Source organism: Nocardia sp. NPDC050412, assembly GCF_044458825.1.
Taxonomy (GTDB): domain Bacteria; phylum Actinomycetota; class Actinomycetes; order Mycobacteriales; family Mycobacteriaceae; genus Nocardia.
Map to the genome: position 1 here is coordinate 389,456 of NZ_JBITIJ010000007.1, position 22,886 is coordinate 412,341.

Here is a 22,886-nt window from a genome sequence, read left to right on the forward strand (position 1 = left end):
ATCATGTCTCGCATAAGTGACCCTGACTTCTCCATCGGTACTGTCGCGGCTGACAACGTGGCCGGTGCGCTCGCGCACGTCCGGGCGCTGCACCTCGCGTGGCGATGTGCAGGACGAGGGCGTCCGGCCTCAGCGCTGTTGTCGCTGGCGGCGGGCGCAGAGCAGCAGTGCGAGGGCCAGGATGGCACCACCCGCCAAAAGCAGCGTGCGGGTACCCGTGTGGTTGTCGGGTTCATCGGCGGGCTGTGCCTCGTGGTCGGTGTCTTTCGGTGGTGGGGAGGCGAGTCCCGCAGCGACTTTCGTGGATGCGGACTTGGTTTCGGGGAGCTTGCCGACGGTGGCGCTCTTCGGCAGGGCGAAACCGTAGTCGAGCAGGCGCGCGGCCTGTTCCCACGGACGCAGCGGCAGCACATCGGCCTTCAACAGCGTCACGACGAGTCGGCGGCCATCGCGCTGGGCCGCGGCGACGAAGGTCTGTCTGGCATCGTCGGTGTAGCCGGTCTTGCCGCCGAGCGCACCGTCGTAGTCGTAGAGCAGGTGGTTGTCGTTTGCGACGGGGAAACCCGGATGGTCTTTGTCGTCAGGGTTTTTCGGGTCCTTGGGGTAGCCGGGAAAGTCGACTTGTTCGGTGTGGATGAGTTCGGCGAACAAGGGAATCGTCATGGCCTCGCGGAACAACACCGACAGGTCGTAGGCCGAGGTGCTCATGCCGGGACCGTCCAGACCGGACGGGCTGGCGGTGCGAGTATCCAAGGCGTACAACGACTTTGCCAGCTCGTTCATCTTCTGCACGGCACCGGCGTCGCCGCCGAGTTGGGCGGCGATGGCATGCGCGGCATCGTTGCCCGACGCCATGATCAGCGCCTGCATGAGCTGTCGGTTGGTGTAGCGGCCACCGGGACCGATGCCGACACGGGTGCCATCGGCGTTCGCGTCCTCTTGTGTCCCGGTGACGGTCTTGTTCAGGTCGAGGTTGCGCAGTGCGACGGTCGCGAGCAGCACCTTGATCGTGCTGGCGGGCCGGTAGCGCCCGTGCGGGTCCTTGGCGGCGAGCACCTCACCGGTATCGAGATCCGATACCTGCCAGGCCGTGGCCGAAATGTCCTGCGGCACTGGTGGTGCGCCGCGAGGGATGACGACGCCGCATTCCCCCAGGCGTGAGCCGCCGACCGGCGGAATCGGTACGGCCAGCGCGGTCGGCGTCGGCTGTCCGGGTTCGGGGACCTCGGATTCGTCGATCGGATTGGGCGGCTTCGTCTTCTGCGGGCAGCTGTCGGTATTCGGGGTGCTGAACGGCGTCGTCGTCGCGGTAGTCGGCGTTGCCTGCGAAACGGTCGCGGCAGGGCCCCAGGTCACGGCTGTTACGGCCAGTGCAGAACCGAGGCAGAGTGCGACGAGGAGGCGAAGGTCCCGGGTGCTCATCGGCTGCGAGCCTACTGACCGGCCGCGTTGTGGGCGGGGAAGAGGCACGGATGGATCTAGTATTGACAGGAACTACTAAATGAGAGTTACTATCAAAAAGTTGTAACTATCATTTTATGGAGGGGTTATGAAGACAGACTCGACTCGCCGCTGGTTGGCGCTGGGGGCGCTGGCCTTGGCAATGCTGACCATCGGCCTGGATATGACCGTGCTGACCGTCGCGCTGCCCACGCTCGCCGTCGACCTGAATGCGAATACCGGCGCGCTGCAGTGGTTCAGTTCCGCATACACATTGGCGCTCGCGGCCGTGATGCTGCCCGCAGGCGCGCTCGGCGACCGCTACGGCCGCAAGAAGCTGCTGCTCGGCGCGCTGGTGCTGTTCGGTGCGGCCTCGCTGGCCTGCGCCTTCGCCACCACCGCCGGTCAACTCATCGCGGCCCGCGTGGTACTCGGCGTCGCGGCGGCGGTCATGATGCCGCTATCGATGGCGGTGCTGCCGGTGCTGTTCCCGGATTCTGCGCAGCGGGCCAAGGCCATGAACATTTGGGTCACCTCGACCGCACTGGGACTGCCGCTCGGTCCGATCCTCGGCGGCTGGCTGATCGATAACTTCTGGTGGGGTTCGGTATTCCTGATCAACGTCCCGATGGTGGTGCTCGGCGCGGCGGCCGTCGCGGCCCTGGTGCCGGAATCGCGGAACCCGGATCAGCGGCCGATGGATTTGCCGGGCATTGTGCTGTCGATCCTCGGCATGGTCGGCGTCACTTACGGATTCATCCGGCTCGGTGATAAGGGGTGGGGCAACGGCCTCGGTTGGGGTGCGCTGCTCGGCGGTGTCGTGATCGTCGCGGCGTTCATCGCGTGGCAGCGGCGTGCGAGCTTCCCGCTGGTCGATCTGGGCCTGTTCGCCAGCCCCGGTTTCCGCTGGGGCGCGGCGTTCACCGTGATCATTACCTTCGGCCTGTTCGGCCTGTTCTTCACCGTGCCGCAGTACTTCCAGGCGGTCCTCGGCGTCGACGCGCTCGGCAGCGGAGTGCGGCTGCTGCCGATGATCGCCGGACTGCTGGTCGGATCACGGCTGGGTGATCGGTTGCTGCCGAAACTGGGACCGGCGCTCATGGTGGCGCTCGGCCTGACGGTGCTGGCAGTCGGCATGGGCTTGGGCGGGCTGACCGAGCTGGGGACCTCGTACTGGTTCGTGGCCCTGTGGGTCGGGTTGACCGGCGCGGGCATGGGCCTCGGACTGCCGGTCGGTATGGCGGTCGCGTTGGACAATCTCGAGGTGGCCCGCGCGGGCGTCGGCTCGGCGCTGGTGCAGGCGCTGCGTCAGGCGGCGGGCACCATCGCGGTGGCGCTGCTCGGCACCGTGCTGGCTACCGTGTACCGCGACGATCTCGGGGTGCTGAATGTCGATCCGATCCGCGACAGCGTGAATTCCGGTGTGGCAGTCGCGAAGTCGACCGGCAATGCCGCCATGCTGGAGCAGGTGCAGTCGGCGTTCGTCGGCGGGATGAGCGCGATGCTGTGGGTGTGTGCGGCGATCTGTGCGGTGGCGGTGCCGCTCGCGCTGCGGGTGTTGCCACGGCGGTCGACGGCCGCGCCGCAAAGCCCGGAGGCGATACCGGACGCGCTGGTGCCGGTTGATGGGCCAGAATCGACATATGTCGGTTGAGCTGCCCGCGGACGGGACGGCCGCGCAGAGCCTGCGCGAGCGGAAGAAGGAACGGACCCGCCGGACGATTCGCGAAGAAGCGTTCCGGCTGTTCCGTGAGCAGGGCTACACCGAGACCACCATCGAGCAGATTGCCGCGGCGGCCGAGGTATCACCCAGCACTTTCTTCCGCTATTTTCCGACCAAGGAACAGCTGGTGCTCGCCGACGATCTCGATCCGCTGATGATCGACGCGATACGAGCCCAACCGCACGACATCCCGCCGATGACGGCGTTCCGCAATGCGGTCGGGGAGGTATTCGCGAATCTGCCCGTGGCCGAGCTGGCATTCGAACAGGAGCGTCAGGCGCTGCTGTATCACGTGCCCGAGCTGCGCGCCGCCATCGGACTGGAACTGCAACGCGGCATCGACCTGATGGCGGGCCTGCTCGCCGAGCAGATGGGTCGGGATGCGGACGATTTCGAGATTCGCGTGACCGCCGGTGCTATCGCGGGGGTCGCGCTCGGCATCGCGAGGTTCAACCCGTTGAATGCCGAGAACCTCAATCGCGCACTGGATTTCCTAGAGGCGGGGTTACCGCTCGGCAAGCAATAGTGCTGCCGAGCGGCCGAAAATCCTAGGCGGACTTGGTAACCGGGCACCCATGTGCCAATGGGCCGAGCAGCTTGTTGTTGTCGTAGAAATGCTCGAGTTCGAGAATGCGCAGGTCGTCGCTGACCCTGGCGATCGTCACGCCGAACATCTCGATCAATGCGCCGGTGGGCTGGTGGCCCTTGTATTCACCGTCGTAGTGACCCCAGTGCCGCCAGCGGAAGGTGACAGCGGGTGGTCCGGCCAGCACCTCGAGCACCTCCCAGAAGAAGCCGTTCGGGAAGGCGGTGTGGAAGGTCGCGTGCGAGGACTCGAAGGTCTCCCGCTCGACCTCGTAGTACGGGTTATCGCCGATCAGGATGTTGTAGCTGCCGATCCGCGCGAATTCCTCGGCGTCCTGCCATGGTCCGCCGTTGACCCGGCCCCGGTAGTGCTCGGCCACCAGCGACACCCAGGTCGCAGGGTCCTTCTTGTGCGAGACCTCCATCTCGAAGACCCGCACCAGATCCTCGACGATGGCCTCGAGCGAGCCCGCCGCGTGGTCGGTGGTGCGCTCGCGCGGCACGGTTTCGTTGGTCAGGTGGTAGTCGGGCGCGCCGTTGCGCCAATCCTCGGCCGGCGTCGCGGCGACCACCGCGTCCCGGCCCTGCAGCCACAGCGGCGTCTCGGTTGTGGAATCCGGTGTATCAACTGTCATCTCGGCTCTCGCCCCTTCGAAGAGATCGGACGCGAGGCAGGCTAACAGCCGGTTGGTCTGTTGTCGCGGCAGGAGTGTCGAGGACGGGAATTTGCCGAACTCTAATGTCTCCCAGCAACTTTCGAGTTTAAAATGATGATGTGTCACATTCTACCGGATGTGTGCAGTGCGCGGTGCGGCGAATCGTCGTCCATGGTGGCGAAGAAGCCGCCGATCACATCCTCGATCTCCGAAATCGACTGTGCGCAATACAGAATCGGTTGGTAGTGGGTGATGTCGTAGACGGCGGTGCCCATCGTCGCCACGTCCAGCGGTCGCAGCTCGGCGTGCTGGAACTCCTCGATCTCGCCGTAGGAGGACAACAATCCGGCTCCGTAGCAACGGATTTCGCCGTGCTCGCGGACCACACCGAACTCCATGGAGAACCAGAAGACATCGGCGAGGAACTTCAGCGCAGTCTCGGTGGTCAGCCGGGCGACGGCCGCGCCGACCGCCTCGTAGATAGCGGCGAAGCGCGGGCTGGCGATCTGATTGGCGTGTCCGATGATCTCGTGGATGGCATCGGGTTCCGGGGTGTACAGCGGGGCCGAATGGTGCCGGATGTACTGGGTGGAGTGGAAGGTTCGATCGGCGAAGGAACCGAAGAACTCGCGCAGCGGCACCAGGCCGGCGGCAGGCACATACCGGAATCCGGTCAGCGGGGTCAGTGCCGCGGAAACCTCGTCGAGCTGCGGAATGTGGTCGCTCGGCAAATCGAGCCGGGCCGCGGCCGCGAGCACTTCGGTGGCGGCGTACTTCTGGTGTTTGCGTGCGAGTTCGGCCGACACGATGCGCCACACCTGTTGTTCCTCATCGGTGTAGTCGATATGCGGCAACGCTTTATCCGGTGCGTAATCCAGCGCCAGCGCGGCGATCGCATTGCGGCGGGCGCGGTAATCCGGATCGTGCACGCCTGGGTGCTCGTCGCTCAGGTGCACCATGACATCGCCGTCGCCGGATCGGGTTACCGGCGAGTACAGCTGAGCTTCGGTGAACATACCTCGATGCAAGCACCGCCGGTCGGTTGCGACAACAAAAGCCCGTCCAGCTGGACAAACTGCCTAGCTGGGCGGACTTATTCGCGTTATTACCGGCAGTAGACCGGCTGGGGCTGCGGCGAGCTGATCAGTGGTGGCCGTGCATTTCGTGCACCACCGCATGGCCCTTGCCGCGGCCGATCATCCACTTGTTGACCGGTGTGGTGAGGATGAAGGCGACCGCCAGGGACAAGGCGAGTGTCGCCCAGAACATGACCGTATCCAGGTGCGCATCCATCGCACCGGGCACAGCCAGGATGATGGCATTGTCGACGATTTCCATGACCGTGATCGAGACCGTATCCGCGGCCAGCGCGGTGGTGATCGCGGCAGCCAGCGGCAGACCCGCTTTCAGGAGGCCGCGCATGGTCAGTGCATAGCCGAAGAAGAAGGCCAGCGCGATCGCCAGCACCATTGTCGCGGTGTTGTTCCAGCCGAGCGCGGTGCCGATCACCATGCCGAGGATTTCACCGATCGCGCAACCGGTGAGGCAGTGCAATGTGGCCTGAGCGGCCATTTGCCAGGACGCTGGAGCGTGCTGCTCGGGGTTTGCGTGCCGAGTGTGCTCGGCGGCTGCCGCATGCGCGGAATGTGCTGCATGCCCAGCATGTTCGTGGTGTCCGATGGGCGTTCCGTGCTCGTGCTCCATGTCGGGAACTATACCCCGGTAGGGTAATTAGTCAACACGGATTCCGGCTGTTGTGCCCGATTTGCCAGACGTGGGCGAGCCGGATAAAGCAATATGGCGAATGTACGAAGGAGGGCGCATGAAATCCGTGCGGATCGATCTCGACCAGAAACTGCTCGCCGCCGCGGCCGCCATCATGGGCACGTCGACGAGCAGCGCCACCATCAACGAGGCGCTGCGCCGAATCGTTGTGCACGAGCGGCAACTTCACCATCTGGAGCGATTGGCTGCCGGTGTGCTGTGTGCCCTGCCCGGTCCCGAGATCGCGGTTGCCGACGGCTGAGCGGAACTCTGTCGTCCCGGCGATTGACCCTGACGCAGGGGAAACCCCTCAGTATGGTCGGCATGATTACGAAAACCACTGCGATGCAGCATTTCGCGGTTCACCACGACGGGGTCGTAATCCCGGTGTGTCGCGGCGGCGGGGGACGACCGCTGATCCTGTTGCCCGGGCTGCTCACGGCACAGGCCGATCTGCATGAGTTGACCGAGCTGTTGCGACGCGACCACGACGTAGTGACCTTCGATCTGCGGGGCCATGGCCTCACTTCGGCCGCCGACCGGTACACCTTCGATTCGTTCCTGAGTGATTTCGTCGCCGTCATGGCGAAGCTGCAGCGCCTCGACCTACCCTCGCCGCCCGTGCTCGTTGGCCACTCGCTGGGCGCGGACCTGATCGTGCACTACGCCTGCGCGTATCCAAGCGCCGTGGCCGAGCTCGTTCTCATAGACGGAGCGAACCCGGTGCCCGAACCGTTCATCAGCGAGGCCGACCTACCGGAGTTCCGTGCAATGTGGGAGGACTTTGCAACGCGCCAGGAGGCCACCAAGGGCTCCTCACGTCAGGTCTCGCTCACCGCGCAGGACATTCTTGACCTCAATCTCGAGCTGGATGTGATTCGGTCCGGAATCCTTGACCAGTATCGAAAGATCGAGTGTCCGATCAGCATGGTCATGTCGACCTCGATGGCGGGCGACAGTAGTGACGGGCGGGCATTGTGGCGCAACCAGAACTGGCGTGCCGGCGTCGAGCGGCTCGTCCGCGAGCGGCCGCACATCTGCACATCCTGGCTCGACGCCGGTCACGGGCTGGTCATCACTCACGCCCCGCAGATCGCCCAGATTATCGGGAATACGCAGGCTCAGCCGGTCAGGCGACTTCGTGAATAGCTCCCAGGTTCAGGAGACGGGCTCGATGCTGACCATCGGCGAGCTGGCGTCGTACGCCGGAGTGACGGTGCGGGCGGTGCGGCACTATCACGCCAAGGGGCTGTTGCCGGAGCCGGAGCGGGACCACTCCGGCTATCGGAGGTACGGCGCTGGCGACTTGGTCGAGTTGATCAAGATCCGAACCCTCGCCGAGGCGGGGGTTCCGCTGACACGCGTGCGTGAGCTGCTGCAGGCCGACCAGGAGGAGTTCGTCGCGGCCGTCGCTGACATCGACAAGCGGCTACGGGCGGAGATCCGGGAGCGGCAGCAGCACCGCGAGCGGATCGCTCGCCTCGCCGCCGGGGACAACCTGGTGCTGCCGCGGGAGGTAGTCGAGTTTCTCGACCGGCTGCGGGCGCTCGGGGTCGACGAGCGGATCGTCCGGGTCGAACGGGACGGGTGGATTCCGCTGGCCGCGCACTCACCCGAGCGAGTCCCGGAATGGGTGGCACGCAAGCGGGAGCAGCTCGCCGCCCCGCAGCTCATCGACTTCTATCTCACCCTGGGCCAGGCACTCGACTGGTCCGACCACGACCCACGGTTGATCGAGCTGGCCGACAATACGGCCGCCTACCTCACGCAGCTGGCCGACAAGCAGGGCGAGGAACACATCGGCGATGTCGACATCGAGCCGCCGCTCGCCATGCTGCTGGACACACTGGCACTCGATACCGCGCCGCCGGCGCGTCGACTGATCGAGCTACTGACGAAGCGAGGCTGGACCGGGTGGACGAAGCTCGAGCGCGTGGACCGCGAACAGCGTGCGGCCGCAACACCTCCTCCTCTCAGTCGCCGACCGCGTGCCCGGTGACAAATCAGCTGCCTCGTCACAGGTGCGCAGACCATGATCGCCATCGCGTTCGACCTGTCGGTGGGGGCTGGCATGATGCGCAAGATCGCACCGCATTCGAGGGGGAATGATGTCGGTACCCATCACCAAACTGCCATCCGGGCAACGTCCACGGGAACGGCTGCTGACGCTCGGACCGCACGCGCTCAGCGACAGCGAATTACTCGCCGTGCTGCTGCGCCAGGGACGCAAGGGCGAAAGCGCACTGGATATGGCCGCCGAAATGATCGCCGAGCACGGCGGCATCGCCGGTTTGGCTGCCGCGCGGCCAGAGGAATTATCGCGGCGCGCGGGCGTCGGGGAGGCCAAGGCCGCGGCCATCATCGCCGCCTTCCACCTCGCCACCAGGGCCCGCAACAGTCCGGAAACCGCCCCGCGTCTGGATGGCGCCGCCGATATCGTCCGGGTGGCGCTGCCGCTGTTCGCCGGTGCCCGCGTCGAACGGCTGCTGGTGCTGGTGTGCGATGCGCAGAATCGATTGCGGCACAAGGTATTCGTCGCCGAGGGTGCGATCGATCAGGTCGCCGTCCCGGTCCGCGAAATCCTGAATACCGTGCTGCGCCACGACGGTCGCGCCTTCGCGGTCGTGCACAATCACCCCTCCGGCGATCCGGTCCCCAGCTTCGACGACCGTCGAGCGACCAGCCTGCTCATCGAATCCGCCCATACCGTCGGCCTGCGCTTCCTGGACCACGTGGTGATCGCGGGGGAGAGGTGGGCCAGCGCCGCACCGCTGCACCGGTCAACGCAATGATGCTGCGGCGCAATAGGAATGGCATAAGACCGCATGCATCCTATGTGAGAACAGCTGCAGCCTGCTGATCCGGTGTGTTGCGGTCAGCGGGGCAGTACCGGAATGCGTTGCAGCAGTGCGGGCGTCGGCTCGTCGACACTCGCCGCGAAGTCGTCGTGCCTGGTGACCCACCGCACCACGAACGGGCACACCGGCACGATCCGGCGGCCGCTCGCCACGGTTTCCGCCAGCGCGTCGTGGATCAGAACGCTGCCCAATCCCCGGCCGCCGAACGCCGGATCGACCTCGGTCGCATAGAAGACACGGTGCACACCGTCATCGAAATACAACTCCTCGCCGACAGTCGCGCCATCGAGTCGGATCTCGTACGCATTGCGCGCCGGAACGCCGACTACCTCTACTTTCGGTTCGGCTCTGTTTACTGTTCGCTCGCTCATGCCCCGTGGAACGCATCCGTACCGCCGTTTATTGCGCAGACGACGAAGGCCGCCCGCGTCTTTCGATGCGGGCGGCCTTCGGGTGCCTCGGGTCAGCGTGCGAACAGCAGTGCGCGCTTGACTTCCTGGATGGCCTTGGTGACCTCGATGCCGCGGGGGCAGGCATCGGTGCAGTTGAAGGTGGTGCGGCAGCGCCAGACGCCTTCGACGTCGTTGAGGATGTCGAGGCGTTCGCGGGCACCTTCGTCACGGCTGTCGAAGATGAAGCGGTGTGCGTTCACGATCGCGGCCGGGCCGAAGTAGCTGCCGTCGCTCCAGTACACGGGGCAGGAGGTGGTGCAGCAGGCGCACAGGATGCACTTGGTGGTGTCGTCGAACCGGGCGCGGTCGGCCTGACTCTGGATGCGCTCGCGGGTGGGCTCGTTACCCGAGGTGATCAGGTAAGGCTTCACGGCACGGAACGCGTCGAAGAACGGCTCCATATTGACCACGAGGTCCTTCTCCACGGGCAGGCCGCGGATCGGCTCGACGGTGATGGTGAGGGACTTGCCGCTCTTGGGCAGCATGTCCTTCATCAGCACCTTGCAGGCCAGCCGGTTCACGCCGTTGATCCGCATGGCATCCGAACCACAGACACCGTGCGCGCACGAGCGCCGGAAGGTGAGCGTGCCATCCAGGTAGGACTTGATGTAGATGAGCACGTTCAGGAAGCGGTCGGTCGGCAGTACCGGAACCTGGAAGGTTTCCCAGCGCGCGCCCTTGTCGTCCTCCGGGTTGAACCGGGCGACCTTGACGTCGACCATGACCGAGCCCTCGGGCACCGGTGCGGCCTTCTGCGGGGGTGTTTCGAGTACGGCAGTCATCAGTACTTACGCTCCATCGGCTCGTAGCGGGTCTGCACCACCGGCTTGAAGTCGAGGCGGATATCGGAGATGAGCTCCGCACCCTCCTTGTAGGCCATCGTGTGCCGCATGAAGTTGACGTCGTCGCGGTCCGGGTAGTCCTCGCGGGCGTGGCCGCCGCGCGATTCCTTGCGGTTGAGCGCGCCCACCACGGTGACCTCGGCCAACTCCAGCAGGAAGCCCAGCTCGACGGCCTCGAGCAGGTCGCTGTTGTAACGCTTGCCCTTGTCCTGCACCGTGATTCGGGTGTAGCGGTCCTTGAGCGCGTGGATATCGGTGAGCGCCTGCTTGAGGGTGTCCTCGGTGCGGAACACCGCGGCGTTCATATCCATCGTGTACTGCAGTTCGGTGCGGATATCCGCGACCCGCTCGTTGCCGTGATCCGACAGCAGCATGGCCAGCCAGTCCTGCACCATCTGCGCCGGGCTCTCCGGCATCTCGACGAACTCGGTACGCTGGGCGTACTCGGCGGCGGCGATGCCGGAGCGGCGGCCGAAGACATTGATGTCGAGCAGCGAGTTGGTGCCGAGGCGGTTGGAGCCGTGCACCGAGACGCACGCGCACTCACCGGCGGCGTACAGGCCGGGCACCACATCGGTGTTGTTGCGCAGCACCTCGCCGCGGATCCGGGTCGGGATGCCACCCATCACGTAGTGACAGGTCGGCATGACCGGCACCAGTTCCTTCACCGGGTCCACACCCAGGTAGGTGCGCGCGAATTCGGTGATGTCGGGCAGCTTTTCCTCGAGCACGTCCTCGCCGAGGTGGGTCACGTCGATGTAGACGTAGTCCTTGTTCGGTCCGGCGCCGCGACCCTCGAGCACCTCGAGCACCATGGAGCGGGCGACGATATCGCGCGGCGCGAGGTCCTTGATGGTGGGGGCGTAGCGCTCCATGAAGCGCTCACCGCTGGCGTTGCGCAGGATGCCGCCCTCACCGCGGACGGCCTCGGAGATCAGAATGCCCAGACCGGCAAGGCCTGTCGGGTGGAACTGGTGGAACTCCATGTCCTCCAGCGGCAGACCCTTGCGGAACACGATCGCCATACCGTCACCGGTCAGCGTGTGCGCGTTCGAGGTGGTCTTGTACATCCGGCCGGAACCGCCGGTGGCGAAGATGATCGACTTCGCGTGGAACACGTGCAGTTCGCCGGTGGCCAGCTCATAGGCGACCACACCGGTCGCGACCGGACCCCGATCGGTCTCGGACATGACCAGGTCGAGCACATAGAACTCGTTGAAGAACTCCACGTCGTGCTTGACGCAGTTCTGGTAGAGCGTCTGCAGGATCATGTGGCCGGTGCGGTCGGCGGCGTAGCACGCGCGGCGAACCGGGGCCTTACCGTGATCGCGGGTGTGACCACCGAAGCGGCGCTGGTCGATCTTGCCCTCGGGCGTGCGGTTGAACGGCAGACCCATCTTCTCCAGGTCCATCACCGCGTCGATGGCCTCCTTGGCCATGATCTCCGCGGCGTCCTGGTCGACCAGGTAGTCACCACCCTTGACGGTGTCGAAGGTGTGCCATTCCCAGTTGTCTTCTTCGACATTGGCCAATGCGGCGCACATGCCGCCCTGGGCCGCGCCGGTGTGACTGCGGGTCGGGTAGAGCTTGGTCAGGACGGCGGTGCGGGCTCGGGGACCGGCCTCGATCGCCGCGCGCATACCGGCGCCACCGGCACCGACGATGACGACGTCGTAGCGGTGCTCCTGAATCCGGGATTCACTCATGCCTGCACCTCGCTACGCTCGGCTCCGGCATGTGTGAAACACGCTGTGTCGATGATTCGTTCGCTGCGCTCACTCATCGGAGTTCGCCTGTTCCTAACTGATGTTGGGGTCGAAGGTGAAGATGACGTAGGTGCCAACGCCCACGATCAGGATCATCGAGATGGCCAGCAGGGTGTTCAGCCAGAACCGGGTCGAGTCCTTGCGCGAGTAGTCCGCGATCACGGTGCGCAAACCGTTGCCGCCATGCAGTTGGGCGAGCCAGAGCATGGTCAGATCCCAGAACTGCCAGAACGGGCTGGACCAGCGGCCCGCCACGAAGGCGAAGTTCAGGCGCTTCACGCCGCCGTCGAGCAGCAGCATGATCGTCATGTGGCCCAGGACCAGCACGATCAGCAGCAGGCCGGACAAGCGCATGAACAGCCACGCGTACTTCTCGAAGTTGTTGTTGGAGCGGGCACGCGGCGAGCGGGGCAGATCCAGGCTCGCGGGCCGGTCGTAGGACTTACCGAGAATAGGTGCGCTCATGCCTGCACCTCGCTGGCGCTCGGCTCCGGCATAACCGCACTGGCGGCTGTGTTCATGATTCGTTCGCTTCGCTCACTCATGGGATCAGTGCTCCGTGAACAGGTAGAAGAACTGGCGGCCGACGGCCGGAACCACCAGCAGGAACCAGACGGCCAGAATCACCCAGAGCATCGTCTTCTGGTACTTCGGGCCCTTGCCCCAGAAGTCGACCAGAATCACGCGTACGCCGTTGAGCGCGTGGAACAGCACGCAGACGACGAGACCCATCTCCATCAGGGCGACGATGGGGTTCTTGTAGGTCTCGATGGCGTGGTCGTAGGTGTCGGGGCTGACCCGTACCAGTGCGGTGTCCAAGACGTGCGCGAAGAGGAAGAAGAAGATGGTGACACCGGTGATCCGGTGTAGCGCCCAGGACCACATTCCGGGGTCGCCTCGGTACAGCGTCTTCCGCTTCGGCTGTGCCGGAGCTTCTGTCGTGGTCATAGAGTGCGGTGCCTCCAACGTCGTTGATGGACCCGGTTGCAAGTCCGAGGCAGGCGACGTGGATGTAAATGCCCAGGTGGCTGCGCTTTGCTGCTCCAAATAGCTCGCGCGGGGCCCGCCGCCGGGAACCTGAACCGATCTGATCTGGACTCTAATCCCCTCGCAATCGCGGAACTAATTCGGCAGGCCGTGCGTTGCGCTACAGTCGAGCGAGTTAGGTTTACCTTTCTTGATGCGTAATGGGTTGTGCCGTGGCCCCTGCGCGGGCAAGTGCGGCTCGGTCCCTGAGGGGCCGCCGATATCAGACTGAGACCGAAAAATCTTGTGCGACAAGGCAATTCAAGTTATGTGCAATGCCTATGTGTCGAACTCGCGGTTTCCGGTCGGCGCCGGGGCTCTCAGTTCGACGGGCCGAATTGTGAGCGTCGGCAATGTGGAAAATGTCTCATTCGACGAACGATAACCTACTCATCGGTAACAGAAAACTATCGCAGATTCCGATCGGCGACAGCCGAAATTCGCTACGACGACATCCATCGGCGTCGTTCCAGCAACCGCGTCATGAGTTCGCGGTCCGCGGGACGCCCCGCGCCCGTGACGGCGACCAGGATCGAGCGTTCGGCGGCCCCGGCGTTGGGTGAACCCGAAGCCATCTGCGACCAGTGGTAGCGCACCTGAGCCTCGATGAAAGTGTGGTCGCTGCCCGCATCGCAGAGCAGCACCGCGCGATTGATCGGAAAGCGGTCGATCACCCGCTGCAGTTCGAACTGTGTTCCGGTGTTGGCCGGGACATATCCCGACAGATCGACCGCCACCAGGTCGACTCTGGCCAACAGCAGGTCGACCGCGCTCTTCCAGAAACTGCCGTGGCACAGCAGCGCGCGGACGGGGTAGCTACCGGCCGGATCGTGCACGCGTTCGGGCATATTGGTGATCCCGGTCAGCCGGTGCTTACCCGGCGGCAGCGGCTCGGATCCGAATCCGGCCAGCGCGGTGCGGAAGGTGCGCGGCGATGCGGCGAACATGGTGCGTATCGCGTTGTCGGCCCGCGCTCGGGCAACCTCCGCCGGGCTGACCGAACCCGAGCTACGCAGAATGTAGACATAGCCGAATTCACGCCACGCGCCGTGCAGGAAATTGCGAACTCTGGCCTGATTCTCGAACAGTCGCAGATAGGCGATCTCCAGCGGCGGTGATTTGAACACGTTGCGCGCGGCCGACACCACGGTCAACCGGTAGTCGACCGACTTCGGTTTGACGAACTGCACTCGCAACGGGGGAATCTCGGAGGCGCGAACGTAGTGGGGATCGGGCCCGAGGTGACTTAGCGCCGCGGCGTATGCCGGGTCACCGGACCACTTTTCGGCGATATACGCCGCGTACCAGCGTCGCCAGCGTGGTAGTGCGAACGCGATGATGACCACCGATATGGCCGCGAGTATCGCGACCATCGGCACCACCGCCTCCGGAGCATCGCGCAGCGTGCCATTGGGGTCCTCGGTCTGCACGCCGAACAGCAGCACCGCAATGATCAGCCCGATCGGAATCACGACCCACCGCACCCGCCGCAGCGCCACCTGACGGTGCCCCCGGATTACCCGCAACTCGTTCAAATGCGCCTCGAGCGGCGGCACCAAAAGTGCGGCGCGATCGGGATGACGTTCGACCTTCCGGCGCACCCGATGCGCGCTGTACCAGGCATGCCAGTTGCGCGCCCCTTCGGAGCCGCGCTCCCACAACCCGAACCCGCACAGGGGCGCCAGAAACAGCACGAACTGACGCCATCCCGACAAGGGCACCTGCGGCATACCGCTGTACAGAAAATCCGGTGCGAAGAAGATCAGTCCGATGAGTGCCGCCGCCCACGGCAGCGCAAGTGCGGTGTTGCCGAGCCCGGACCACAGTGCCTTCGATTCCGTCGCGCGCACACGTTGTCGAAGGTCCTCCGCGGTCATGCCGGCATCACTTCAGGACGGCGACGACGTAGGTGATCACGTAGGTGAGAGCGAATATCACCGGCACCCACTGCTCGAGATGGGTGAGCGGCCGGTAGAGACGCCGGTTTCGACCCTGACCGAGTGCGGTCCACTCCGCCCGCCAATACGGTGACGCGGGCAATCGCTCCTCCAGCGCGCCGACGACCTGATATTTGGCCGCATTGAGCTGACGGTAGGACCGCAGCAGGTAGTACCAGGCCCCGCACTGCACGACCAGCGCCACTGTCGGGCACACCAGCGTCCACACCGCGCGGCTCGGATGGAGTTGCAGCATCACGCCGATGATCGTGAAGGCGCTGGTGTTGAGAGTGAGGAAGAAGCTGTTGGTCAGGCTGCGGCGGGCGCTGATCCGGTCGGCCATCTCGACATACAGCTTGTACTGTTCGAGCACCGCGTCCTGGTACCGGTCCGCATAGCTTTCTGGCGTGACGTGCGAATTCCACAGGCCGTCGCTGATCGGGCTGGACACCGATGCCACCTTCCGGAGGGGCCGAAGGGAATTCGATGATATCCGAAATCTGTTGCCGCGCATCGAGATCTGGTCAGGCCGACGATCAGGTGTGGGGCGAACCGGGCGACATCGAGCATGGCCGGGAGAATTCGACCAGCCGAGTCGCCCGCCATACCGAAACCGCCCCAAGACCATGGAAGGTAGCGAACACGTGGATATCGACTGGAAACTATTGCGGACCAGCGCATATGAGGTCATGCAGCGGGCGTACGCGCCGTATTCTCGATTCCCGGTCGGGGCGGCCGGGCTGGTCGACGGGCGAGTGGTCGTCGGGTGCAATGTGGAAAATGCTTCCTATGGATTAGGGCTGTGCGCCGAATGCGTACTGATCGGGAACCTGTTCGCGGGCGGCGGTGGCCGGTTGCTCGCGCTCTCGGTCACCGATTCCCGGGGCGAAATCCTGATGCCCTGTGGGCGTTGCCGACAGTTGCTCTACGAACACGGCGGGGCCGATCTTCTGGTGGACCACAAGACCGGACCGGTTCCGCTTCGAACCCTGCTCCCCGACGCCTTCGGACCTGACGATCTGGATGCCGGACAGACCTAGGTTGTCCTCAGCAATTCTCTTCGACGATTTCGGCTTCCGTCGACCTCTCGACGTCCGCGAGCTGAGTCGGTGGGAGCCCCATCCAGTCCTGTGACTCGTCGCGTCAGCTTCAACTGGGATTCGCCGAAGCGCTCGTCGGCCTGGCGGATGCGGGCCTCGAGATCCGTCGCGCGGCGGTCCAGGTGTGCATGCGTCATTTCTCCCCAAAACGTCGCTCCCCCAATCGTCGACTCGATGATGCGCAGAGGCTATCGGAGAGCACCGACAAGTTCCAGGCGGCGAGCGTGCCACGTGTCAGACTTGCCGGTGTGACGGCAGTGGACGCGGTTTCGATCATTACGGCCAAGCGGGACGGCGGAGAGCTGTCGGATGCGCAGATCGATTGGGTGGTGGATGGATTCACCAAGGGGGTGGTGGCCGACGAGCAGATGGCGGCGTTGGCGATGGCGATCGTGTGGCGGGGGATGACGCGTCGAGAGACAGCGCGGTGGACGAATGCGATGATCGCGTCGGGGCGGCGGATGGACTTCACGGATCTGCCGCGGCCGACGGTGGACAAGCATTCGACTGGTGGGGTGGGCGACAAGATCACGTTGCCGTTGGCGCCCTTGGTCGCGGCGTGTGGGGCTGCCGTGCCGCAGCTTTCCGGGCGCGGGTTGGGACATACCGGCGGGACATTGGACAAGTTGGAGGCGATCCCGGGGTGGCGGGCCGATGTGCCGGTGGCGCGGATGCGGGAGATCCTGTCCGATCCCGGCATCGGCGCGGTGGTGTGCGCGGCGGGTGCCGATCTCGCCCCCGCCGATAAGCGGCTGTACGCGTTGCGTGATGTCACCGGGACCGTCGAATCTATACCGCTGATCGCCAGCTCGATCATGAGCAAGAAGATCGCCGAAGGGACCGCCGCGCTCGTACTCGATGTGAAGGTCGGCTCCGGCGCTTTCCTGAAAACCCTGGACGGTGCGCGCGAATTGGCAACGGCCATGGTCGAACTCGGCACCGATGCCGGGGTGCGGACGGTGGCATTGCTGACCGCGATGGACACTCCGCTCGGACGCACCGCGGGCAATGCATTAGAGGTCGCCGAATCGGTGGAGGTGCTCGCCGGCGGTGGCCCCGCCGATATCGTCGAGCTGACACTCACCCTCGCCCGCGAGATGGTCGCTCAGGCCGGACTCGATATCGACCCGGCCGACGCCCTCGCCGATGGTCGCGCAATGGACCATTGGCGCGCCATGGTTCAAGCCCAAGGCGGCGATCCGGACGCGCCCCTGCCGCGTGCGAAGCACACCGAGACCGTGTGGGCCGCACACGACGGTGTGCTCACCCGCCTCGATGCGATGGCCGTCGGCATGGCCGCCTGGCGACTCGGCGCGGGCCGAGCCCGCCAGGGCGATCCCGTCCAATTCGGCGCAGGCATCGAAATGCACGCCAAGCCAGGCGATTTCGTGACCACGGGCCAACGCCTTCTCACCCTGCACACCGACACCACGCAAGCCTTCCCCGGCGCCCTCGCCGCCCTCGAGAACTCCTTCACCATCGGGACCGCGCCCCCACCGCAAGCCCCCTTGATCTTGGACCGCATCGCCCCCTGACACCACCGCACCCGAGTTCGCCCGGCGCGCAATTTCGTCGGCGCGCGAATTCGCATGGCACGCCCGAATCCCCGGCGCGCGTGAACCCGTCCGGCACACACGAACTTTTGCTCGGCGGACTCGGACTCGGCTGCTGCGGACGGACTTGCCCGGGGGGTTCGAACGCACCGAGGTGGTGGGCAAAGGTTTGCGGCAAGCAGGCAGGAAACCGACCGCTACGTTAATTCTTGGCTGGTCAAAGGGGCTTTCCGGTACTCGAGGTGTGGCAATCGGCTACTCGAGCAGGGAAGTTGCCGATTATGTCTCGAGTGGGGATGGCGGAGAGCGCAATCACAGCCGCATGAATGGGTTGGTGCGGCTAACGTGTGGTCATGACAGGACCGATGCCTTTGACCCTTGCCTCGATCCGCCAAGCTCCCAAGGCGTTGTTGCATGATCATCTCGACGGTGGTCTGCGGCCCGCGACGGTTTTGGAGCTCGCCGCCGATTGCGGTTATGACGACCTACCCGCCGACAAGGAGACCGAGCTGGCGGCGTGGTTCCGCGATGCGGCCGACAGCGGCTCGCTCGAACTTTATCTGGAGACCTTCGCGCATACCGTCGCGGTAATGCAGACCCCCGAGGGCCTGCGCCGCGTGGCTCGGGAATGTGCGGAAGACCTCGCCGCCGACGGTGTGGTCTATGCCGAAGTGCGCTTCGCTCCCGAACAGCATCTCGAGGACGGCCTCACCCTGGACGAGGTGGTCCAGCACACTCTCGCCGGATTCCGCGAGGGCGCGGCAGCCGCGGCCCGAGACGGTCACCCGATCGTGGTGATCTGCCTGCTCACCGCCATGCGGCATGCGGCACGTTCCCGCGAGATCGCCGAACTCGCGGTGCGGTGGCGCGATCGTGGCGTCGGCGGTTTCGATATCGCGGGCGCGGAAGCGGGCTTCCCGCCCAGCCGCCACCTGGACGCCTTCGAATACATGCGTGCCAATAGCGCGCACTTCACCATTCACGCGGGTGAAGCGTTCGGGCTGCCGTCCATCCACGAGGCGCTGGCATTCTGTGGATGTGACCGGCTCGGCCACGGTGTGCGGATCACCGATGACATCACCGTTTCCGGCGCGATCGAAGACGCGCAGCTCGGCCTGGTCGCGAACTATGTGCGGGATGCGCGAATTCCGCTCGAGCTCTGTCCATCCTCGAATGTGCAGACCGGCGCGGTTCCCTCACTCGACAAGCATCCGTTCGATCTGCTGGCGCGGCTGCGCTTCCGCGTCACCGTCAATACCGACAACCGCCTGATGAGCGACACCAGCATGAGCCAGGAGATGCTCAAGCTGGTCGACACCTTCGGCTATGGCTGGAGCGACCTCGAACGCTTCACCATCAACGCGATGAAGTCCGCGTTCATCCCGTTCCCCGAACGCCTGCGCATCATCGACGACATCATCAAACCCGGTTATGCCGTACTGCTCGGCTAGTTACTTCTCCTGCGTGAGCCGGGACTCGAAGTTGCGCTCCAGGTCCCGCCAGCTCTGGGCCTCCGCGGCGAACGGCGGGTTGGGGGCCAGGCGGGTCGGGTCCGGGTTCAGTAGGTAGGAGACATACCAACCGAGCGGGGTGGACTGCGCCAGCGCCTGCTCCACCGTGTCGTCGTCGGCGTAATCGGCTGCGTCGGTGAACAATTCGACCGCAAGATCGAGCTGTTCGATATCGACCGCCTCCGGGCCCTCGGCCAGGTCGTCGGCGAGGCCGGGCAGCACGTAGACGTTCTCGTCGGTCACCTCGACCTCGAGCGAACCGTCGACGGCGGCGGTCTGCACATCGGTGTAGGTGCTCACCCGCGCCAGCTCGTGCTCATGGTCATCGGCCAGGTAGCGGGCCAGCGCGCGCTCGGAGCCGAAAACGGTGATGGAGCCGTCCTTGCCGAGGAAGATCGGCTCGTCGTCGAGGTAGCAGCGCAGCGTGAAGTAGGTGCCGTCGGAGGTGACGATCTTGACCGGGTCGATGCCGACCTCATGCCAGAACGACTCGTCTTCCTCGTCCTCCCCCTCTTCGTCCTCCTCCTCGTCCTCCGCATCGAGGTCGACGGATTCGAACTCCTCGTCCTCCTCGCTGTCGGCCGCGTCATCGGCGTCGACGACGTTCTCCTCCGCGGCGAGCAACTCGGCCTCCGCGACCGCGACCGCCTCGGCATCGACCTCGGGGGTCTGCACCACAGAGTCGATGGCGTCGAGGACGTCGTCCCAGCCCTTGGCGATGGCAGCGCCGATCTGATCCCACAGCTCCTCGCCGTCGCGCCCGACGAAGGCGCTCACGCCGCTGGCCAGCGCGCCGACCACCGGATGGGAGCCGAAGAACTTGGTCACCGTCTCCAGCTCGCACACCTCACCGATATTGCGCACCATGCTGAGCGTGTCGTCGAGCTCGGCGATGGTGTCCACGTCGGGATCGCCCGCGACCAGCTCCGGCACCCCGACCAGATCGAAGGTGAAGTTCTCCTCCGGCTCCAGTTCGGCCGCCGACAGCCCGGCCACGACCTTCCACGCCGGATGGTCCACGAGATCGTTATCGGAGTTGGTCCGGATGAACGCGGCCAGCTCCGCGACGGTCTCGAAACCATAGAGGGAGTCCTCATGTCCGAGGAACGCCTCCCACTCGTCATCACCGTCGCGCCAGCGCGGTGCCCACAGGGTGACGAGATCGCCGTCGGTCAGGCCGAGCTCGATCGGGACGATGTCTCCAGAAGCCATGTGCGGAAGCCTATCGACCTTCCGAGTCAGTGACTATCCGGCCCGCCCCCAACTCTTCCCGAATCACCCTCCGGCGCGACCACGAACGACTCGTTCAGTGTCGCAACGACCTTCGATCGCTGCGTGCCGGCGTCCTCAGCGGCCTGCCGACAGGCCCATACGATCAGCTGACCGACCTCGGCGGGCGGCAGCGAAGTGACTGACTCCGAGAGGCTCAGGGCGACCAGCGCGCCATCGCTGTTCACCTCGACGCTGACCGTCCCGTCCTCGGTCCGGAACCGGCCATGCACCTGCTCGAGGCCGTACAGTGCGGCCTCGAGGGCTTCCAGTTTCGCCGTCGCGTTGGCAACCAACGCGTCCATCTCAGCACTCATGCCTGCGCCTCGCTGGCGCTCGCCTCCGGCATGACTGCTGTGGCAGCTGTGTCCATGATTCGCTCGCTTCGCTCACTCATGGCCTGCGCCTCGCTGGCGCTCGCCTCCGGCATGACTGCTGTGGCAGCTGTGTCCATGATTCGCTCGCTCAAACCTGCCTCATCCAGCTCGTCGGTCCCGTGTCCGCGTCATCGATCCGGTCCAGTTCGTCCACCGCGGCCTGGCGTGTCGGCAGGCCGAGCTTGTCCAGGATGTCGGCGGGCATACCCGCCTCGGCGAGCAGTTCGCGGCGGCGGGCTCGGGCGGCAACGGTGGAACGTTTGGTCAGTCGCAGGATCTCGTCGGCCAGAGTCTGTGCGCCGTAACGGTATTCGCTGCGCTCGAACTTGATCTCGATCGGCATGCCCTGATCGGTGGCACGGACCGAGATGGTGCCCGATCGGTTGGTGCTCGCCGCCACCGTGACGTTGGGTATCGGTGGGGTCTGGGGCTGGGACATTATTCGTTCGCTCCGCTCATTTATGAGGTCGGCCGGTAGAAGCCATGAAAGTTCATGCCCATGTTGTCGGTTCGAACCGAGCTGATCTGGACCGGATTACCGGCCTCGACGAACTGCCCGTTGCCGATCACCATCGCGACGTGGCCATCCCACACTGCCAGATCGCCCGGCATCAGATCGCCCGGCGACACCTGCATATGGCCATTGCCCTGTTCCTGGGCCAGTCGGGGCAGATCGACACCGGCCTCGCCGTAGGCGTACTTGGTGAGACCGCTGCAGTCCAGTCCGGAGCCGGGTGTATTGCCACCCCACACATAGGGCGTGCCGACCGCGCCGATGGCCGCCTTGACCGCGGTGGCCGCCTTCTCGTTCGGGGCTTCCACGACACTGCCGTCGGGCAGGGTGATCTTTACGCCTTTGCCGGAGGCCGACGACTGCCCGGTCCCGGTCGCGGTGCTCGTACTCGGTTTGGAACTCGACGCCGTGCTCGCGGTCGTGGTGCTGGCTTTGCTCGCGGTGCTCATCAGGCTGCTGAGCATGCCGCCCGCGCCGCTCGCGACACTGCTCACGGTCGATGACAATTGCGAGGCGCCCTGGGTGGCGGTGCCGACCGTGCTGGCGACATTGGACAGCGACGGCGTCGACGGCGCGGGAGTCAGCTCGTTCATCGACGCGGTCTGGGTATCGAGTTCGTTGCGTACCCGGCCGACCACATTCAGCCCCTGACCGATGTGGTCGATCGCGGAGCCGACGAGCACCGTCAGCCCCTCCGGTGTGGCCAGCGCAGGACCGAGACTGGTGGCCTGGCTCACGAAGGACTGGACGATCCCGTTCAGTTCCTTCTGGCCCGTTTCGACCTGGGCGGCAGCCTGATTCACGACAGTGGCCATATCGTTGCCGCGGTCGGAAATGGTGGCGGCCGAGGTCTGCACCCGCAGCGCCTTCGCGGTGACGGCATCAGCCGCCGCACCGTCCCATGCGTTATTCACCTGGTTGATGCTGTTGCGGCCGACCGCGTGCACCTGGTCGACGGCGGTCGAGGTGGAGGTCAGTGCGTCGGCGGGTCCGCCGGTGGGCAGGACGCCGGTGCCGAAGCTGGAGAGTAGATCGAGCAGTGGCTGAACCAGGGCGCTGACATCGATCACGGCGTCATCCGTCCAGGCCGGTGGCATTCAGCCCGGCGGCATTGTTCAGGTCGGTTTCCTCGAGGACGACGGCCGAAGATGTTGCCGTACCGCCCATACTCGCGAGCACTGCCGACAACTGACCGATCGAAGCAACGTGCCCGGCATGTGCCGCGGCGTAGGCGGCCATGAAATCGCCGCCGATCAAGCCCATGATCGGGCCGAGGAGAGTGGGATCGGCGGCCGCGGCGCTCACTCCCGCGGTGGCGAGATCGCCGGACATGGCCGCGGCGGTCGCGCCGTAGGCGGTGATGCCCTCGGTGTCGGCCGACATCTTTCGCATAGTGCTTCCCCCATCTGTTCGTTCCCAGGCAGAGTACGTCATCCACCTAGTTCGACGCGCTGCCTTGCCGATCGGTTCCAGCCGTTCGAAAAAAATTCGGGTGGAGGTTCGCCGCCGAACT

25 protein-coding genes are annotated in these 22,886 nt (G+C 65.2%); 9 read left to right on the forward strand and 16 right to left on the reverse strand.

The window, feature by feature from the left end:
- Positions 1-129: 129 nt before the first annotated feature.
- Positions 130-1,422, reverse strand: a complete 1,293-nt coding sequence (locus tag ACIBI6_RS21965; RefSeq protein ID WP_396957516.1) for a D-alanyl-D-alanine carboxypeptidase family protein — start codon at positions 1,420-1,422, stop codon at positions 130-132.
- Between the two features lie 127 nt (positions 1,423-1,549).
- Here ACIBI6_RS21965 and ACIBI6_RS21970 point away from each other — a divergent pair, with 127 nt between their 5' ends.
- Both ACIBI6_RS21970 and ACIBI6_RS21975 read left to right on the forward strand, forming a co-directional pair.
- On the forward strand, positions 1,550-3,094 hold the full coding sequence (locus ACIBI6_RS21970; RefSeq protein WP_396957517.1) for an MFS transporter: 1,545 nt from the start codon (positions 1,550-1,552) through the stop codon (positions 3,092-3,094).
- Positions 3,084-3,689, forward strand: a complete 606-nt coding sequence (locus ACIBI6_RS21975; protein ID WP_364346475.1) for a TetR family transcriptional regulator — start codon at positions 3,084-3,086, stop codon at positions 3,687-3,689. The genes ACIBI6_RS21970 and ACIBI6_RS21975 overlap by 11 nt, the downstream gene beginning before the upstream one ends.
- A gap of 22 nt (positions 3,690-3,711) precedes the next feature.
- Here the strand turns inward: ACIBI6_RS21975 and ACIBI6_RS21980 are convergent, their stop codons facing one another.
- The 3 genes from ACIBI6_RS21980 to ACIBI6_RS21990 form a co-directional block, all read right to left on the reverse strand.
- Positions 3,712-4,383 carry an ester cyclase gene (locus ACIBI6_RS21980; RefSeq protein ID WP_396957518.1) on the reverse strand — a complete coding sequence of 224 codons (672 nt, stop codon included), beginning with the start codon at positions 4,381-4,383 and terminating at the stop codon, positions 3,712-3,714.
- Between the two features lie 143 nt (positions 4,384-4,526).
- Positions 4,527-5,420, reverse strand: coding sequence for a phenylalanine 4-monooxygenase (locus ACIBI6_RS21985; protein WP_364346479.1), 894 nt, complete (start codon positions 5,418-5,420; stop codon positions 4,527-4,529).
- A gap of 127 nt (positions 5,421-5,547) precedes the next feature.
- On the reverse strand, positions 5,548-6,108 hold the full coding sequence (locus ACIBI6_RS21990) for a DUF4396 domain-containing protein (RefSeq protein ID WP_396957519.1): 561 nt from the start codon (positions 6,106-6,108) through the stop codon (positions 5,548-5,550).
- 118 nt (positions 6,109-6,226) lie between these two features.
- Here ACIBI6_RS21990 and ACIBI6_RS21995 point away from each other — a divergent pair, with 118 nt between their 5' ends.
- From ACIBI6_RS21995 to ACIBI6_RS22010, 4 genes are all read left to right on the forward strand, one after another.
- Entirely contained in the window at positions 6,227-6,430 is a 204-nt protein-coding gene (locus tag ACIBI6_RS21995; RefSeq protein WP_364346483.1) for a type II toxin-antitoxin system VapB family antitoxin, read from the forward strand.
- Positions 6,431-6,453: 23 nt separating this feature from the next.
- Positions 6,454-7,317, forward strand: coding sequence for an alpha/beta fold hydrolase (locus tag ACIBI6_RS22000; protein WP_396957520.1), 864 nt, complete (start codon positions 6,454-6,456; stop codon positions 7,315-7,317).
- Entirely contained in the window at positions 7,310-8,167 is an 858-nt protein-coding gene (locus ACIBI6_RS22005) for a MerR family transcriptional regulator (RefSeq protein WP_396957521.1), read from the forward strand. The genes ACIBI6_RS22000 and ACIBI6_RS22005 overlap by 8 nt, the downstream gene beginning before the upstream one ends.
- A gap of 109 nt (positions 8,168-8,276) precedes the next feature.
- Entirely contained in the window at positions 8,277-8,960 is a 684-nt protein-coding gene (locus tag ACIBI6_RS22010; RefSeq protein WP_396957522.1) for a RadC family protein, read from the forward strand.
- Between the two features lie 83 nt (positions 8,961-9,043).
- Here ACIBI6_RS22010 and ACIBI6_RS22015 read toward each other — a convergent pair whose 3' ends face one another.
- From ACIBI6_RS22015 to ACIBI6_RS22045, 7 genes are all read right to left on the reverse strand, one after another.
- On the reverse strand, positions 9,044-9,397 hold the full coding sequence (locus ACIBI6_RS22015) for a GNAT family N-acetyltransferase (RefSeq protein ID WP_396957523.1): 354 nt from the start codon (positions 9,395-9,397) through the stop codon (positions 9,044-9,046).
- A 92-nt stretch (positions 9,398-9,489) separates the two neighbouring features.
- On the reverse strand, positions 9,490-10,260 hold the full coding sequence (locus ACIBI6_RS22020) for a succinate dehydrogenase iron-sulfur subunit (protein WP_396957524.1): 771 nt from the start codon (positions 10,258-10,260) through the stop codon (positions 9,490-9,492).
- A complete protein-coding gene (gene sdhA / locus ACIBI6_RS22025; protein WP_396957525.1) occupies positions 10,260-12,026 on the reverse strand; it encodes a succinate dehydrogenase flavoprotein subunit in 1,767 nt (588 codons plus the stop codon). Before sdhA ends, ACIBI6_RS22020 begins: the two co-directional genes overlap by 1 nt.
- 93 nt (positions 12,027-12,119) lie before the next feature.
- Positions 12,120-12,551: a succinate dehydrogenase hydrophobic membrane anchor subunit gene (locus ACIBI6_RS22030; protein WP_396957526.1), complete on the reverse strand. Its 432-nt coding sequence runs from the start codon at positions 12,549-12,551 to the stop codon at positions 12,120-12,122.
- 84 nt (positions 12,552-12,635) lie between these two features.
- The gene (gene sdhC / locus ACIBI6_RS22035; protein WP_364346499.1) at positions 12,636-13,034 is read right to left on the reverse strand and encodes a succinate dehydrogenase, cytochrome b556 subunit; all 399 of its coding nucleotides are present in this window, start codon (positions 13,032-13,034) and stop codon (positions 12,636-12,638) included.
- A gap of 521 nt (positions 13,035-13,555) precedes the next feature.
- The gene (locus tag ACIBI6_RS22040) at positions 13,556-14,989 is read right to left on the reverse strand and encodes a hypothetical protein (protein WP_396957527.1); all 1,434 of its coding nucleotides are present in this window, start codon (positions 14,987-14,989) and stop codon (positions 13,556-13,558) included.
- Between the two features lie 7 nt (positions 14,990-14,996).
- Complete coding sequence (locus ACIBI6_RS22045) at positions 14,997-15,500, reverse strand: hypothetical protein (protein WP_396957528.1); 504 nt, start codon at positions 15,498-15,500, stop codon at positions 14,997-14,999.
- 175 nt (positions 15,501-15,675) lie between these two features.
- On the opposite strand from ACIBI6_RS22045, the gene ACIBI6_RS22050 reads away from it, so the two are divergent.
- The 3 genes from ACIBI6_RS22050 to ACIBI6_RS22060 all read left to right on the forward strand — a co-directional run bounded on the left by ACIBI6_RS22050 (position 15,676) and on the right by ACIBI6_RS22060 (position 19,153).
- A complete protein-coding gene (locus ACIBI6_RS22050; protein WP_396957529.1) occupies positions 15,676-16,089 on the forward strand; it encodes a cytidine deaminase in 414 nt (137 codons plus the stop codon).
- Between the two features lie 308 nt (positions 16,090-16,397).
- A complete protein-coding gene (locus tag ACIBI6_RS22055) occupies positions 16,398-17,684 on the forward strand; it encodes a thymidine phosphorylase (protein ID WP_364346507.1) in 1,287 nt (428 codons plus the stop codon).
- 371 nt (positions 17,685-18,055) lie between these two features.
- Positions 18,056-19,153, forward strand: coding sequence for an adenosine deaminase (locus tag ACIBI6_RS22060; protein ID WP_396957530.1), 1,098 nt, complete (start codon positions 18,056-18,058; stop codon positions 19,151-19,153).
- Here the strand turns inward: ACIBI6_RS22060 and ACIBI6_RS22065 are convergent, their stop codons facing one another.
- The 5 genes from ACIBI6_RS22065 to ACIBI6_RS22085 form a co-directional block, all read right to left on the reverse strand.
- Positions 19,154-20,425 (reverse strand): primosomal protein, encoded by a 1,272-nt coding sequence (locus ACIBI6_RS22065; RefSeq protein WP_364346511.1) that lies wholly within the window; start codon positions 20,423-20,425, stop codon positions 19,154-19,156.
- Between the two features lie 26 nt (positions 20,426-20,451).
- Positions 20,452-20,799, reverse strand: coding sequence for a YbaB/EbfC family nucleoid-associated protein (locus ACIBI6_RS22070; protein WP_396957531.1), 348 nt, complete (start codon positions 20,797-20,799; stop codon positions 20,452-20,454).
- 148 nt (positions 20,800-20,947) lie between these two features.
- Positions 20,948-21,298 (reverse strand): hypothetical protein, encoded by a 351-nt coding sequence (locus ACIBI6_RS22075; protein WP_364346517.1) that lies wholly within the window; start codon positions 21,296-21,298, stop codon positions 20,948-20,950.
- 20 nt (positions 21,299-21,318) lie between these two features.
- Positions 21,319-22,443, reverse strand: a complete 1,125-nt coding sequence (locus ACIBI6_RS22080) for a C40 family peptidase (RefSeq protein ID WP_396957532.1) — start codon at positions 22,441-22,443, stop codon at positions 21,319-21,321.
- Between the two features lie 4 nt (positions 22,444-22,447).
- Positions 22,448-22,756 carry a hypothetical protein gene (locus tag ACIBI6_RS22085; RefSeq protein ID WP_364346521.1) on the reverse strand — a complete coding sequence of 103 codons (309 nt, stop codon included), beginning with the start codon at positions 22,754-22,756 and terminating at the stop codon, positions 22,448-22,450.
- Between the last annotated feature and the right edge of the window lie 130 nt (positions 22,757-22,886).

Excerpts from the sequence above, each read along its gene's own strand:
- ACIBI6_RS21980 (WP_396957518.1), bottom strand. The coding sequence starts at position 4,383 with ATGACAGTTGATACACCGGATTCCACAACCGAGACGCCGCTGTGGCTG.
- ACIBI6_RS21965 (WP_396957516.1), bottom strand. The coding sequence starts at position 1,422 with ATGAGCACCCGGGACCTTCGCCTCCTCGTCGCACTCTGCCTCGGTTCT.
- ACIBI6_RS21985 (WP_364346479.1), bottom strand. The coding sequence starts at position 5,420 with ATGTTCACCGAAGCTCAGCTGTACTCGCCGGTAACCCGATCCGGCGAC.
- ACIBI6_RS22085 (WP_364346521.1), bottom strand. The coding sequence starts at position 22,756 with ATGTCGGCCGACACCGAGGGCATCACCGCCTACGGCGCGACCGCCGCG.
- ACIBI6_RS21990 (WP_396957519.1), bottom strand. The coding sequence starts at position 6,108 with ATGGAGCACGAGCACGGAACGCCCATCGGACACCACGAACATGCTGGG.
- ACIBI6_RS22060 (WP_396957530.1), top strand. The coding sequence starts at position 18,056 with ATGACAGGACCGATGCCTTTGACCCTTGCCTCGATCCGCCAAGCTCCC.
- ACIBI6_RS22070 (WP_396957531.1), bottom strand. The coding sequence starts at position 20,799 with ATGAGTGCTGAGATGGACGCGTTGGTTGCCAACGCGACGGCGAAACTG.
- sdhA (WP_396957525.1), bottom strand. The coding sequence starts at position 12,026 with ATGAGTGAATCCCGGATTCAGGAGCACCGCTACGACGTCGTCATCGTC.
- ACIBI6_RS22020 (WP_396957524.1), bottom strand. The coding sequence starts at position 10,260 with ATGACTGCCGTACTCGAAACACCCCCGCAGAAGGCCGCACCGGTGCCC.
- ACIBI6_RS21975 (WP_364346475.1), top strand. The coding sequence starts at position 3,084 with ATGTCGGTTGAGCTGCCCGCGGACGGGACGGCCGCGCAGAGCCTGCGC.
- ACIBI6_RS22050 (WP_396957529.1), top strand. The coding sequence starts at position 15,676 with ATGGAAGGTAGCGAACACGTGGATATCGACTGGAAACTATTGCGGACC.
- ACIBI6_RS21995 (WP_364346483.1), top strand. The coding sequence starts at position 6,227 with ATGAAATCCGTGCGGATCGATCTCGACCAGAAACTGCTCGCCGCCGCG.
- ACIBI6_RS22075 (WP_364346517.1), bottom strand. The coding sequence starts at position 21,298 with ATGTCCCAGCCCCAGACCCCACCGATACCCAACGTCACGGTGGCGGCG.
- sdhC (WP_364346499.1), bottom strand. The coding sequence starts at position 13,034 with ATGACCACGACAGAAGCTCCGGCACAGCCGAAGCGGAAGACGCTGTAC.
- ACIBI6_RS22010 (WP_396957522.1), top strand. The coding sequence starts at position 8,277 with ATGTCGGTACCCATCACCAAACTGCCATCCGGGCAACGTCCACGGGAA.
- ACIBI6_RS22040 (WP_396957527.1), bottom strand. The coding sequence starts at position 14,989 with ATGACCGCGGAGGACCTTCGACAACGTGTGCGCGCGACGGAATCGAAG.
- ACIBI6_RS21970 (WP_396957517.1), top strand. The coding sequence starts at position 1,550 with ATGAAGACAGACTCGACTCGCCGCTGGTTGGCGCTGGGGGCGCTGGCC.
- ACIBI6_RS22030 (WP_396957526.1), bottom strand. The coding sequence starts at position 12,551 with ATGAGCGCACCTATTCTCGGTAAGTCCTACGACCGGCCCGCGAGCCTG.
- ACIBI6_RS22015 (WP_396957523.1), bottom strand. The coding sequence starts at position 9,397 with ATGAGCGAGCGAACAGTAAACAGAGCCGAACCGAAAGTAGAGGTAGTC.
- ACIBI6_RS22065 (WP_364346511.1), bottom strand. The coding sequence starts at position 20,425 with ATGGCTTCTGGAGACATCGTCCCGATCGAGCTCGGCCTGACCGACGGC.